Origin of the sequence: Actinomadura logoneensis (genome assembly GCF_003428695.1) — a bacterium.
Taxonomy (GTDB): Bacteria; Actinomycetota; Actinomycetes; order Streptosporangiales; family Streptosporangiaceae; genus Spirillospora; species Spirillospora logoneensis.
This window is the reverse complement of record NZ_QURH01000269.1, coordinates 14694-27824: the sequence shown is the minus strand read 5'-3', so window position 1 is coordinate 27824 and position 13131 is coordinate 14694. Positions and strand designations below refer to the sequence as shown.

The 13131-nt window shown below is 72.4% G+C and carries 12 protein-coding genes and 1 tRNA gene; all 13 read left to right on the top strand.

Going from position 1 to position 13131, the window contains the following annotated elements:
• Positions 1-444 (top strand): ADP-ribosylglycohydrolase family protein (locus DZF91_RS16040; protein WP_147341174.1); only part of this gene is annotated, 444 nt, incomplete at its 5' end.
• Positions 445-517: 73 nt separating this feature from the next.
• Positions 518-589, top strand: a tRNA-Gln gene (locus tag DZF91_RS16035).
• A gap of 181 nt (positions 590-770) precedes the next feature.
• Positions 771-2252 carry a bifunctional UDP-N-acetylglucosamine diphosphorylase/glucosamine-1-phosphate N-acetyltransferase GlmU gene (gene glmU / locus DZF91_RS16030; protein ID WP_117358268.1) on the top strand — a complete coding sequence of 494 codons (1482 nt, stop codon included), beginning with the start codon at positions 771-773 and terminating at the stop codon, positions 2250-2252.
• Between the two features lie 46 nt (positions 2253-2298).
• Entirely contained in the window at positions 2299-3267 is a 969-nt protein-coding gene (locus DZF91_RS16025; protein WP_117358267.1) for a ribose-phosphate diphosphokinase, read from the top strand.
• Positions 3268-3678: 411 nt separating this feature from the next.
• Complete coding sequence (locus DZF91_RS16020; RefSeq protein WP_117358266.1) at positions 3679-4323, top strand: 50S ribosomal protein L25/general stress protein Ctc; 645 nt, start codon at positions 3679-3681, stop codon at positions 4321-4323.
• 131 nt (positions 4324-4454) lie between these two features.
• On the top strand, positions 4455-5030 hold the full coding sequence (gene pth, locus DZF91_RS16015) for an aminoacyl-tRNA hydrolase (RefSeq protein ID WP_117358265.1): 576 nt from the start codon (positions 4455-4457) through the stop codon (positions 5028-5030).
• Positions 5031-5151: 121 nt separating this feature from the next.
• Positions 5152-6618 carry a sugar transferase gene (locus tag DZF91_RS16010; RefSeq protein ID WP_117358264.1) on the top strand — a complete coding sequence of 489 codons (1467 nt, stop codon included), beginning with the start codon at positions 5152-5154 and terminating at the stop codon, positions 6616-6618.
• 184 nt (positions 6619-6802) lie between these two features.
• Positions 6803-7717: an inositol monophosphatase family protein gene (locus DZF91_RS16005; protein WP_117358263.1), complete on the top strand. Its 915-nt coding sequence runs from the start codon at positions 6803-6805 to the stop codon at positions 7715-7717.
• Positions 7718-7763: 46 nt separating this feature from the next.
• Positions 7764-8681, top strand: a complete 918-nt coding sequence (gene cysD, locus DZF91_RS16000; protein WP_117358262.1) for a sulfate adenylyltransferase subunit CysD — start codon at positions 7764-7766, stop codon at positions 8679-8681.
• A gap of 32 nt (positions 8682-8713) precedes the next feature.
• The gene (locus tag DZF91_RS15995; RefSeq protein WP_117358261.1) at positions 8714-9976 is read left to right on the top strand and encodes a sulfate adenylyltransferase subunit 1; all 1263 of its coding nucleotides are present in this window, start codon (positions 8714-8716) and stop codon (positions 9974-9976) included.
• 236 nt (positions 9977-10212) lie between these two features.
• Positions 10213-11280 carry a glucose-1-phosphate thymidylyltransferase gene (locus DZF91_RS15990; RefSeq protein WP_117358260.1) on the top strand — a complete coding sequence of 356 codons (1068 nt, stop codon included), beginning with the start codon at positions 10213-10215 and terminating at the stop codon, positions 11278-11280.
• Positions 11277-12257, top strand: a complete 981-nt coding sequence (gene rfbB / locus DZF91_RS15985) for a dTDP-glucose 4,6-dehydratase (protein WP_117358259.1) — start codon at positions 11277-11279, stop codon at positions 12255-12257. The genes DZF91_RS15990 and rfbB overlap by 4 nt, the downstream gene beginning before the upstream one ends.
• The gene (rfbD, locus tag DZF91_RS15980) at positions 12254-13102 is read left to right on the top strand and encodes a dTDP-4-dehydrorhamnose reductase (RefSeq protein WP_117358258.1); all 849 of its coding nucleotides are present in this window, start codon (positions 12254-12256) and stop codon (positions 13100-13102) included. The genes rfbB and rfbD overlap by 4 nt, the downstream gene beginning before the upstream one ends.
• Positions 13103-13131 lie beyond the last annotated feature (29 nt).

Here is a 13131-nt window from a genome sequence, read left to right as displayed (position 1 = left end):
GGCGCGGCCCGCGGCGGCGCCCACGGCGGCGCCCACGGCGGCGCCCACGACGACCCCGAGGCCGACCCCGCCGTCGGCCTCGCGCCGCGCGATGTGATCGAAATCGCCCTCGACCACACCCCGGGCTCGGGCGAGGACGTCCGGCGCGGGCTCCGGCGCGCGCTGGACCTGCTGCGCCGGACGGGGCCGGAGGCGTTCCGGGAGGCCGCGCACGAGCTGGGCAACGGCTCGCGGATCTCCGCCGCCGACACCGTTCCCTTCTGCCTGTGGGTGGTCGCCACCCACCTCGGCGACTACGAGCGCGCCGTCCGGGTGTGCGCGGCGGCGGGCGGCGACACCGACACGACCGCGGCCATCGTGGGCGGGATCCTGGGCGTCCGGGACGCCCCTCCGGCCGCCTGGCTGGAGGCCCGCGAGCCCCTGCCCGACTGGCTCGGGGCCTAGAAAAGGGGTACCGGAGGCGGGGTCCGGCTTCGGTATCCTTGGCGGGATCGGCGGGACTCGACCCGCCGGGCCTTCCGGCGTGGTGTAACTGGCAGCACAAGGGTTTTTGGTGCCCTTGGACAAGGTTCGAATCCTTGCGCCGGAGCTGTGCGGCTTCCGCCCGCGTCGGGTGCTGGCTGACAGATCCGGACCGGACGGTATCCTTCGGGGTGTCGGGTGCGCTCTGACCTGCCCTGCCGCCGTCCGGAACCCGGCCGGCGGCAGGTAACGAACCGCAGGCGCGCCTCCCGGCACGACACCCGTCCGCGATGCCGAGGAGCCTCCTAGTGAGTGCCAGCCGCCCGGCTGCCGTCATCGTCCTCGCCGCAGGTGAGGGCTCCCGGATGAAGTCCCGTACCTCCAAGGTCCTGCACGAGCTGTGCGGCCGTTCCATGCTCGGCCACGTCCTGGCCGCGGCGGACGCCCTGAGTCCCGAGCGGACGCTGGTGGTCGTCGGCCACCGGCGCGAGCAGGTCGTCGAGCACCTGACGCGGGTCGCCCCGCACGCCGTGCCGGTCGTCCAGGAGCGCCAGGGCGGCACCGGCCACGCCGTCCGCACCGCGCTGGAGCAGGTCGGAGAGCTGCGCGGGACCGTGGTCGTCACCAACGGCGACCATCCGCTCCTGCGTGGCGAGACCCTGGCCGACCTCGTGCGCACGCACGAGGACGAGGGCAACGCCGTCACCGTCCTGACCACCGAGATGCCCGACGCCACCGGCTACGGCCGCATCCTGCGGGAGGCGGACGGCACGGTCACCGGCATCGTCGAGCACAAGGACGCCACCCCCGCCGAGCGCGAGGTCCGCGAGATCAACGTCGGCATGTACGCCTTCGACGGCGCCCTGCTCGCCGACGCGCTCAAGCGGGTCAGCACCGACAACGCCAGCGGCGAGGAGTACCTCACCGACGTCGTCGCGATCCTGCGCGGGGACGGCCACCGCGCCGGCGCCCACCTGGTCGCCGACTGGGTCGAGACCCAGGGCGTGAACGACCGGGTCCAGCTCGCCCAGGCCCGCCGCCAGCTCAACGACCGCCTGCTGGAGGCGCTCATGCGCGCCGGCGTGACCGTCGTCGACCCCGCGTCCGTCTGGGTCGACGTCCAGGTCACCGCCGAGCCGGACGCGGTCGTCCACCCGAACACCCAGCTCCGCGGCGCCACCCGGCTCGCCGCCGGCGCCGAGGTCGGCCCCGGCTGCACGCTCACCGACACCACCGTCGGCGAGGACGCCCGCGTGGTCGACGCGGTCTGCGTGGAGGCCGAGATCGGCCCGGAGGCCAGCGTCGGCCCCTTCGCCTACCTGCGCCCCGGCACCCGCCTCGACCGCAAGGCCAAGGCGGGTACGTACGTCGAGATGAAGAACTCGCACGTCGGAGAGGGCGCGAAGGTCCCGCACCTCACCTACGCCGGGGACGCCGAGATCGGCCCGGGCGCCAACATCGGCGCGGGCACGATCTTCGCCAACTACGACGGCGTCGCCAAGTCCCGCACCGTGATCGGGACCCGCGCGTTCGTCGGCAGCAACACCGTGCTGATCGCGCCGGTCGCGGTCGGCGACGGGGCGACCACCGCCGCCGGGTCGGCGATCACCAACGACGTGCCGCACGGCGCCATCGCCGTCGCCCGCGGGCGGCAGCGCAACATCGAGGGGTGGGTCGAGCGCAGGCGCGCCGGCACCCCGTACGCCGAGGCGGCACGGCGGGCCCGCGAGAACGAGGGTCCGGAGCGGGACGCGAACCCGCAGCGGGACGAGAGCGAGGCCGGCGAGTGAGCGGCGCAACGATTTCTGAGGGGGAGTCGTCCAAGTGAGTGGGATCATGACCAGCGGCCAGAAGAAGCTGATGCTCTTCACCGGCCGCGCCCACCCGGAACTGGCCAAAGAGGTCGCGGCGAATCTCGACGTCGAGCTGACGCCGACCTCCGCCTACGACTTCGCCAACGGGGAGACCTTCGTCCGGTTCCTGGAGTCGGTCCGCGGCAGCGACGCGTTCGTGGTGCAGAGCCACACCGCGCCGATCAACCAGTGGATCATGGAGCAGCTGATCATGGTGGACGCGCTCAAGCGCGCGTCCGCCAAGCGGATCACCGTGGTCGCGCCGTTCTTCGGCTACGCCCGGCAGGACAAGAAGCACCGCGGCCGCGAGCCGATCTCGGCCCGGCTGATGGCGGACCTGTTCAAGACCGCGGGCGCCGACCGGCTGATCACCGTGGACCTGCACACCGCGCAGATCCAGGGCTTCTTCGACGGCCCCGTCGACCACCTGTTCGCGCTGGACCTGCTGGCCGACCACTTCGAGGACAAGCTCGACCTGTCCCAGGTCACCGTGGTCGCGCCGGACGCCGGCCGGGTGCGGGTCACCGAGCGCTGGTCGGACCGGCTCGGCGGCGTGCCGATGGCGATCATCCACAAGAAGCGCGACCCGGACGTGGCCAACGAGGTCAAGGTGTTCGACGTGGTCGGCAACGTCGAGGGCCGCACCTGCGTGGTCGTCGACGACATGATCGACACCGCCGGCACGATCGTGAAGGCCGCCGACGCGCTGTTCGAGAACGGCGCGACCAAGGTCGTCGTCGCCGCGACGCACGGCGTGCTGTCCGGCCCGGCCGTGGACCGGCTCAAGAACTCGAAGATCTCCGAGGTGGTGCTGACCAACACGCTGCCCATCCCGGAGGACAAGCAGTTCGACAAGCTGACCGTCCTGTCGATCGCCCCCCTGGTCGCCCGCGCGATCCACGAGGTGTTCTCCGACGGCTCGGTGACCAGCCTGTTCGGCGGCCACAGCTAGTCGTCGCCGTCCGAGCGCCCGGTCCGCACAGCGGGCCGGGCGCTCGTGTGTTGGGCCGGTCGCGCGCCCGACCGCGCTCCCCTTCTGCCCGCTTTCGCCCGGTTGCCGGGTGTCTGCCGGGAGGGGCGGCCGGACGTCCGGACGCCGCTCGGACCGCGAGCCGCCCGCCTATGCGGCGGGCTTTGGACTGAGGCGTTCCGGCCATCGGCTAGACTCTGTGAATCCGCGTATGCCCCCGGGTCGGTTCAGTGCGGCCCTGGCAGTGGAACCTGAGCAGGTTCCGCACTCCCCGGAGGAACGCGAACGAGTCTTCGAGGCGCACGACGCATCGAGCAACGCCTGATTCGCACTGTCCGTAGCGGACGACCGTGCCGGTCGGCCGTGGATCGCAACAAACGAGGAGTTTTCGCCGTGTCCGAGGTACGCATCGCCGCCGAGCCGCGCACCGAGTTCGGTAAGGGTGCCGCGCGGCGCACCCGCCGGGCCGGCAAGGTGCCCGCCGTCCTCTACGGCCACGGCACCGACCCCGTGCACATCGCGCTGCCGGGCCACGAGCTCATGCTCGCCCTCAAGACCCCGAACGTGCTGCTGTCGATCGACATCCCCGGCCAGGGCGCCGAGCTGGCCCTGCCGAAGGACGTCCAGCGCGACCCGATCAAGGGCTTCCTGGAGCACGTCGACCTGCTCGCGGTGAAGCGCGGCGAGAAGGTCAACGTCGAGATCCCGGTGAACGTGGTCGGCGACGTCGTCGCCGGCGGCGTCGTGGCCCAGGAGACCGTCCAGCTGGCGGTCGAGGCCGAGGCCACCCACATCCCCGAGGCCGTCGACGTCGACGTGGCCGGCCTGGAGGTCGGCACCCAGGTGCACGCCTCCGCGGTGAAGCTCCCCGCCGGTGTCACCCTGGCCACCGACGCCGAGACCATGATCCTGCAGATCAACGACGCGTCCGCGTCCGCCGGCGACACCGAGGGCGAGGCCGCTGAGGCCGCCGAGGCCGAGGTTCCGACCGAGGCCGAGGCCGAGGAGGCCGCCGAGGCCGAGGCCGCCGCCGAGTGACGACCGGTCCGGTCTGACGCTCGCTCAGCGGTCTGAGCACGCGGCGGTCCGAGCACCAAGCAGTCTGAGCACGGCCCCCTCCGGTGCGTCCGCACCGGAGGGGGCCGTGCCCTTTTCCCCGAGGAACCGTGGTGAGCACTGATCTGTGGCTGGTCGTCGGGCTGGGCAACCCCGGGCCGTCCTACGCCGGCAACCGGCACAACGCCGGGTTCATGGTCCTGGACGTCCTGGGCGGACGCGTCGGCGGGAGGTTCAAGTCGCACAAGGGGCGCGCGGACGTCCTGGAGGGGCGGCTCGCGGGCGCCCGCGTCGTCCTGGCCAAGCCGCGCTCGTACATGAACGAGTCGGGCGGCCCGGTGAAGGCGCTGCGCGACTTCTACAAGGTCCCGGTCGAGCGGACGGTCGTCGTGCACGACGAACTGGACATTCCGTACGGGGCGATCCGCCTCAAGAAGGGCGGCGGCGACAACGGGCACAACGGCCTGCGGTCGATCACCAAGTCCCTCGGCGACCGCGACTACCTGCGGGTCCGCTTCGGCGTGGGCCGTCCGCCGGGCCGGATGGACGCCGCGGCCTTCGTCCTGAAGGACTTCTCCTCGACCGAGCGCAAGGAGCTCGACCTGAACGCCGAGCGCGCCGGCGACGCGGTGGAGATGTTGCTGACCGACGGGTTGGACGCTGCGCAGAACGTCTTCCACGCTTCGTGACGGCCCGTAGGATGCATCACAGCGGGGACATGTGGGCGCATGTGAACCTCGTGGTGCATTCGGCCGTCATCGGGATGTGGGCCCTGGTCCGGGGAACGTGTGGCAAGGCGGTGGTGTCGGCATGGCCGTGATGGACGGGCTTCGGTCGTCGGAAGCCGAGTCCTCCGGCGCTGCCCGCGCGCGCTCCGAGGTCCAGCAGTGGACGCGGGCGTACCAGCGGGCGGCGGTGGCGCTGGACGCGTCGGCCATGCTGGCGGGGGCCGGCGCCGCGTTCGCGGTGCGGTTCCCCGGCATCCCGGACGAGGAGGACGCGCCGTACCTCGCGTTCACCGCGATGCTGCCGGTGTTCTGGCTCGTCGCGCTCGCCCTCTGCCGCGCGTACCGGCCGCGCTACACCGGCGTCGGGTACGAGGAGTTCCACCGCGTGCTGCGCGCCGGGTTCCTGCTCGTCGCGTCGGTCGCGATGCTGTCCTACGCCTTCAAGATCGAGATCGCCCGCGGGTACGTGGCGATCGCGCTGCCGCTCGGCGTCTTCCTCTGCCTGGTCGCGCGGTTCCGGCTGCGCAAGCGGCTGCACAAGCGGCGCTGGAAGGGCGAGTGCATGCGCCGCGTCGTCGCGGTCGGGCACCGGGCCGCGCTGTCGGACCTGATCCGCCTGCTCCGGCAGAAGCGGTACCACGGCATGGACGTGGTCGCGGTGTGCCTGCCGCCGGACGACACCGGCGGCCCGGTCCGCAAGGTGCCGGTCGCCGGTGACTTCGGCCAGGTCGCCGAGGTCGTGGACCGGGTCGGCGCCGACTCGGTGGCCGTCCTCGCCTGCCCGGAGATGGACGGCGTCGCGCTGCGCCGGCTCGCCTGGCAGATCGAGCGGGACGACGTGGAGCTCGCGGTCGCGCCCGCGCTGATGGACGTCGCGGGTCCGCGCATCTCGATCCGCCCGGTGTCGGGGCTGCCGCTGCTGCACGTGGAGCACCCGGAGCTGGACGGCGTCCGCAAGGCGCTCAAGTCGCTGCTCGACAAGGTCGGCGCGGGCCTCGGGCTGCTCGTGCTGAGCCCGCTGCTGCTGGCCGTCGCGGTGGCGGTCAAGGCGACCGACCGCGGGCCGGTGCTGTTCCGCCAGGTCCGGGTCGGGCGCGGCGGGCGTCCGTTCACCGTGCTGAAGTTCCGCACGATGGTGGTGGACGCCGAGCACCGCAAGGCCGGGCTGCTGGACGAGAACGAGCACGACGGTGTCCTGTTCAAGATGCGCTCGGACCCGCGGGTCACCCCCGTCGGACGGCTGCTGCGCCGCTACTCGCTGGACGAGCTGCCCCAGCTCATCAACGTGCTGCGCGGCGAGATGTCGCTGGTCGGTCCGCGTCCGCCGCTGCCGGACGAGGTCGCCCGGTACGGTGGCGACGTGTACCGGAGGCTGGTGGTCCGTCCTGGTCTGACCGGGCTCTGGCAGGTGAGCGGGCGCTCCGACCTGAGCTGGGAGGAGTCGGTCCGGCTCGACCTGCGGTACGTGGACAACTGGTCGCTGGCGATGGACCTGCAGATCATGTGGAAGACGTGGTCGGCGGTGTTCCGCGGCTCCGGCGCGTACTGACGGCGCGTACCGGTGGCGCGTACCTGCTCCCGCGCCGACGGCGCGTGCCGACAACGCGCGCCGACGGCGCGTGCCGACAGCGCCCGCGGACGGCCGTCGCGGACCCGGTGTGAGGACGCTCCCGGGGGCCGTGAGAGGATTCTTCACCCAACTGATCGGCTGAGTAGGGAATGGCGGCGACGGGATGACGGACCACGCACTGGCGGCCGAGCTGGCGACGGAGGCGGGGCGGCTGCTCCTGGCCGTCCGGGACGAGCTGGGCTTCGCTGACGCGCGCACGCTCAAGGACACCGGCGACCTGCGGGCGCACGAGTACCTGATGGCCGAGCTCGCGCGCCGCTGTCCGGACGACGCGGTGCTGTCGGAGGAGGGCCGGGCGTCGGTAGCGGGCAAGCGGTCCGCCGGGTCGTCCGCGGCGCCCACCGCCAACACCGCCCTCGCCGACCGGCTCGCCGCGCCGCGCGTCTGGATCGTCGACCCGCTCGACGGCACCCGCGAGTTCAGCGAGGAGGGACGGCTCGACTGGGCCGTGCACGTCGCGCTGTGGACGGGCGACCGGCTCGCGGCGGGCGCGGTCGCGCTGCCCGGACGCGGCGTCACGCTGCACACGACGCCGACCGGCGCGGCCGTGCTGCCGACCGGTCCCGCCGCGTCCGGCTGGACGGCGGAGACGGCCGGCACCGGCGGGTCCGCGCCCGTCGAGGCGGAGGAGCTGGCCGTGCCGGAACCGGCCGACCCGGGCAGGCTGCGGATCGCGGTGAGCCGCAGCCGGCCACCCGCGTTCCTGGCGGAGCTCGCCGAGCGGGTGCCGGTGGAACTCGACCTCGTGCCGATCGGGTCGGCGGGCGCGAAGATCTCGGCGGTGCTGCTCGGCGAGGTGGACGGGTACGTCCACGCGGGCGGCCAGTACGAGTGGGACTCGGCCGCGCCGGCCGCGGTCGCGCTCGCGGCGGGCGCGCACGCGTCCCGCGTGGACGGGTCGCCCCTGGTCTACAACCGGGCCGATCCGAGGCTGCCGGATATCCTGGTGTGCCATCCCGGGTGGGCGTCGACGCTGCTGACCGGCATTCGGGAACTGTCGGACACGATGCCCCGATGAACCAGCCCCCGACATGACCATCCCCGACGTCAGGAAGTCTCCACCCATGCAGCGTTCCGATTACCTGCTGTCACAGCTGGACGTGCTGGAAGCCGAGTCGATCCACATCATCCGCGAGGTGGCCGCCGAGTTCGAGCGGCCCGTCCTGCTGTTCTCCGGCGGCAAGGACAGCCTGGTGATGCTCCGCCTGGCGCAGAAGGCGTTCTGGCCCGCGCCGATCCCGTTCCCCGTCATGCACGTCGACACCGGGCACAACTTCCCCGAGGTCATCGAGTTCCGCGACCGGCGCGCGACGGAGCTGAACCTGCGCCTGGTCGTCGCGTCCGTGCAGGAGTCGATCGACGCCGGACGCGTCGCGGAGGAGACCGGCCGCCGCGCGTCCCGCAACCGGCTGCAGACCACGACGCTGCTGGACGCGATCGAGGAGCACCGGTTCGACGCCGCGTTCGGCGGCGCCCGGCGCGACGAGGAGAAGGCCCGCGCCAAGGAGCGCGTCGTGTCGTTCCGCGACGAGTTCGGGCAGTGGGACCCGAAGAACCAGCGCCCCGAGCTGTGGAACCTGTACAACACGCGCATCCGGCAGGGCGAGCACGTGCGGGTGTTCCCCCTGTCGAACTGGACCGAGCTGGACATCTGGGACTACGTCCGGCGCGAGGAGCTGGAGCTGCCGTCCATCTACTTCGCGCACACCCGCCGGGTGTTCGAGCGCGACGGCATGCTGCTGGACGCCGAGACCGGGTTCGCCAACCGCGGCGACGACGAGCCGGAGTTCGAGGCGACCGTCCGGTACCGCACGGTCGGCGACGCGTCCTGCACGGGCGCGGTGAAGTCGGCGGCGCAGACGCTGGAGCAGGTCATCGAGGAGATCGCGGCCACCCGGATCACCGAGCGCGGCCAGACCCGCGCCGACGACCGGTCCTCGGAGGCCGCCATGGAGGACCGCAAGAAGGAGGGGTACTTCTAGTGAGCGCTGCAGTGGGGGCGAGCGGGAAGCCCATGGACATCCTGCGGTTCGCGACGGCGGGCTCGGTGGACGACGGCAAGTCGACGCTGATCGGGCGGCTGCTGTTCGACTCCAAGTCGATCTTCGAGGACCAGCTGGAGGCGGTCGAGCGGACCTCGGCCGACCGCGGCGAGGAGTACACCAACCTCGCGCTGCTCACCGACGGCCTGCGGGCCGAGCGCGAGCAGGGCATCACCATCGACGTGGCGTACCGGTACTTCGCGACGCCGCGCCGCAAGTTCATCATCGCCGACACCCCGGGGCACATCCAGTACACCCGGAACATGGTGACCGGCGCGTCCACCGCCGATCTGGCGATCATCCTGGTGGACGCGCGCAAGGGCATCGTGGAGCAGTCCCGGCGGCACGCGTTCCTGGCGACGCTGCTGAAGGTGCCGCACCTGGTCGTCGCGGTGAACAAGATGGACCTGGTCGACTACGACCGGGCCGTCTACGAGCGGATCGTGGACGAGTTCACCGCGTTCGCCGCCAAGCTCGACATCACCGACCTGACGTTCGTGCCGATCTCGGCGCTGCACGGCGACAACGTGGTGGAGCGCTCCGGGAACATGCCCTGGTACGAGGGCAGCTCGCTGCTGCACCACCTGGAGCACGTGCACATCGCGTCCGACCGCAACCTCATCGACGTGCGGTTCCCCGTGCAGTACGTGATCCGGCCGCACCGGAGCACCGACCCTGAGCTGCACGACTACCGCGGGTACGCGGGCCAGGTCGCGGGCGGCGTCCTGAAGCCGGGCGACGAGGTCGTGCACCTGCCGTCCGGGCTGACCACGACGATCACCCACATCGACGGCCCGAACGGCCCGGTGGCCGAGGCGTACGCGCCGATGTCGGTGACGCTCCGGCTCGCCGACGACATCGACATCAGCCGCGGCGACATGATCGCGCGTCCGAACAACCGCCCCGAGGTCGCGCAGGACCTGGAGGCGATGGTCTGCTGGATGACCCCGGACCGGCAGCTCACGCCGCGCACCAAGCTGACCATCAAGCACACCACCCGCACCGCGCGCGCGATGGTCAAGGAGCTGAACTACCGGCTCGACGTGAACACGCTGCACCGGGACGAGGAGGCGACCGGGCTCGGCCTGAACGAGATCGGTCGGATCGGGCTGCGCGTCACCCAGCCGCTGTTCGTGGACGACTACACGCGCAACCGGCTGACCGGCGGGTTCATCCTCATCGACGAGGCCACCAACAACACCGTCGCCGCCGGGATGATCATCTCCGCGCGCTAGCCCGCACCGCTCTGCGGCTCACCCGCGTCACCGGCCCGCGCACGCCCCCGTCGTCCTCGCGGCGGGGGCGTGCCGCGGCCGGGTCCGGCCGCCGGGGCCGTTGGCTGGTTCCGGTCAGTGGAGAGTGGGGCCGGGGGTGCTCGGGGGGCCGGTAATGTCGAAGGTGTTTCCTTCGGGGTCTCTGGAGCCGCTTTGAACCGTCTAGTCGCGCTCCGTCCCGGTACTGGGGGTGGAGGGTGAAGGCGCTCGTCCTGGCGGGCGGATCGGGTTCGCGACTGCGGCCGATCACGCACACCTCGGCCAAGCAGCTCGTCCCCGTGGCCAACAAGCCCGTGCTTTTCTACGGGCTGGAGGCGATCCGGGACGCCGGGATCCGGGAGGTCGGCATCGTCGTCGGCGACACGGCCGCCGAGATCCAGGACGCGGTCGGCGACGGCTCGCGGTTCGGGCTGCAGGTCACCTACCTCCCGCAGGACGCCCCGCGCGGCCTCGCGCACGCCGTGCTGATCGCGCGGGAGTACCTCGGCGACGACGACTTCGTGATGTACCTCGGCGACAACTTCGTCGTCGGCGGGATCGACGGGATCGTCCGGCGGTTCCGGCAGGAGCGCCCGGACGCGCAGATCATGCTCACCCGCGTCTCGGACCCGCGCGCGTTCGGCGTCGCGGAGCTGGACGGGGACGGGCGCGTCGTCGGGCTGGAGGAGAAGCCGGAGCACCCCAAGAGCGACCTGGCGCTGGTCGGCGTCTACATCTTCGGCCCCCGCGTGCACGACGCGGTCGCCCGGCTGAAGCCGTCCTGGCGGGACGAGCTGGAGATCACCGACGCGATCCAGGGGCTGATCGACACGGGCGGCCGGGTCGAGTCCACGGTCATCTCCGGGTACTGGAAGGACACGGGGAACGTCACCGACATGCTGGAGGTCAACCGGCTGGTGCTGGAGGACGTCGAGCCGTCGGTCGCGGGCGCGGTGGACGCCTCGTCGGAGCTGATCGGCCGGGTGGTGGTCGAGGCCGGGGCGACGGTCGCCGGGTCGCGGATCGTCGGGCCGGTGATCGTCGGCGCGGGGACGGTCGTCCGCGACTCCTACCTGGGGCCGTTCACCTCGATCGGCCGCGACTGCCGGGTGATCGACAGCGAGATCGAGTACTCCATCGTGCTGCGCGGGGCGTCCATCGACGGCGTGGGCCGGATCGAGGCCTCGCTGATCGGCCGCGAGGCCGAGGTGACCCCCGCCCCGAACGTCCCCCGCGCCCATCGACTCGTCCTCGGCGACCACAGCAAGGTGCAGATCAGGCAATGAGAGTTCTGGTGACCGGCGGGGCCGGTTTCATCGGGTCCCAGTACGTGCGGGACGTCGTGTCGGGGGAGTTCCCGGCGTTCGCGAGGGCGCGGGTGACCGTGCTCGACCGGCTGACGTACGCGGGCAACCCGGCCAACCTGGAGCCGGTGGCAGGCGGGTTCGACTTCGTGCACGGGGACGTGTGCGACGCCGATCTGCTCGCCGAGGTCGTCCCCGGCCACGACGTGGTCGTCAACTTCGCGGCCGAGTCGCACGTGGACCGGTCGATCGCGAGCGCCGGGGAGTTCGTCCGGACGAACGTGCAGGGCGTCCAGGCGCTCATGCAGGCGTGCCTGGACGCGGGCGTGCCCCGGGTCGTCCAGGTGTCGACGGACGAGGTGTACGGCAGCATCGACGAGGGCTCGTGGGACGAGTCCGCGCCGCTCGCGCCGCGCTCGCCGTACTCGGCGTCCAAGGCGGGCGGCGACCTGATCGCGCGGGCGTACGCCGTCACGCACGGCCTGCCGGTGTCGATCACCCGCTGCGGGAACAACTACGGGCCGTACCAGTACCCCGAGAAGGTCATCCCGCTGTTCGTCACGAACCTCATGGACGGCCTGCCCGTGCCGCTGTACGGGGACGGCGGCAACGTCCGCGACTGGATCCACGCGGCCGACCACTGCCGGGGCATCCAGGTCGTGGCCGAGCGCGGCGAGCCCGGCGAGGTCTACCACATCGCCGGGACGGCCGAGCTGACGAACCTGGAGCTCACGCGGCGGCTGCTCGACGCGCTCGGCGCCGGCTGGGACCGGGTCGAACGCGTCCCGGACCGCAAGGGCCACGACCGCCGCTACTCGCTCGACGACCGCAGGCTCCGCGCCCTCGGCTACGCGCCGCGCGTGGCGTTCGAGGACGGGCTCGCCGAGACCGTCCGGTGGTACGCCGAGCGCCGCGACTGGTGGGAGCCGCTGCGGAAGCGGAGTGGAGAAGCCGGGTGAAGTGGCTGGTCACGGGCGCCCGGGGGATGCTCGGCGCCGACCTGATGTCCCGTCTCGCGGCCGAGGGGGCGGACGCGACCGGCCTCGACCGCGCGGCCCTGGACGTCTGCGACGAGGCCGCCGTGCACGAGGCCGTCGCGGCGCACCGTCCGGACGTGGTGGTCAACTGCGCCGCCTGGACGGACGTGGACGGGGCCGAGCAGGACCTGCGGGTCTTCGACGCCAACCACGGCGCGGTGATCCACCTCGCCGGGGCGTGCCGGAGGACGGGCGCCCGGCTGGTGCAGATCTCGTCCGACTACGTCTTCCCGGGGCACGGCCCGCACGGCGAGGACGACGAGACCGGGCCCATCAACGAGTACGGCTTCTCCAAGCTGTACGGCGAGCGGGCCGCGCTGGAGTACGCCCGCTCGTACGTCGTCCGGACGGCGTGGCTGTACGGCGCGCACGGCCGGAACTTCGTGGCGACGATGGCGCGGCTCGCCGCCGAGCGCGACACCGTGGACGTCGTGGCCGACCAGCACGGCCAGCCCACCTGGACGGGCGACCTCGCCGACCGGATCGTCCGGCTGGTCGCCTCCGGCGCGCCCTACGGGGTCTACCACGGCACCAACGCGGGGGAGACGACCTGGTACGGGCTCGCGTGCGAGGTGTTCACGCTGCTCGGGCACGACCCGGAGCGCGTCCGGCCGACGACGACCGACCGGTTCCCGCGGCCGGCGCGCCGCCCGGTCAACTCCGTCCTGCGGCATGACGGCTGGGCCCGCGCGGGCCTGGAGCCGATGCGCGACTGGCGCGAGGCGCTGCACGCCGCCTGGCCGCACCTCGCCCTCGACCCGCGTTAGGCGTCGGCGGCGCTGAGCCCTGCGGACGC

Bases quoted from the DNA above. Each gene is read 5' to 3' on its own strand.
- cysD (WP_117358262.1), top strand. From the start codon at position 7,764: ATGCAGCGTTCCGATTACCTGCTGTCACAGCTGGACGTGCTGGAAGCC.
- rfbB (WP_117358259.1), top strand. From the start codon at position 11,277: ATGAGAGTTCTGGTGACCGGCGGGGCCGGTTTCATCGGGTCCCAGTAC.
- DZF91_RS16010 (WP_117358264.1), top strand. From the start codon at position 5,152: ATGGCCGTGATGGACGGGCTTCGGTCGTCGGAAGCCGAGTCCTCCGGC.
- DZF91_RS16005 (WP_117358263.1), top strand. From the start codon at position 6,803: ATGACGGACCACGCACTGGCGGCCGAGCTGGCGACGGAGGCGGGGCGG.
- DZF91_RS15995 (WP_117358261.1), top strand. From the start codon at position 8,714: ATGGACATCCTGCGGTTCGCGACGGCGGGCTCGGTGGACGACGGCAAG.
- DZF91_RS16025 (WP_117358267.1), top strand. From the start codon at position 2,299: ATGACCAGCGGCCAGAAGAAGCTGATGCTCTTCACCGGCCGCGCCCAC.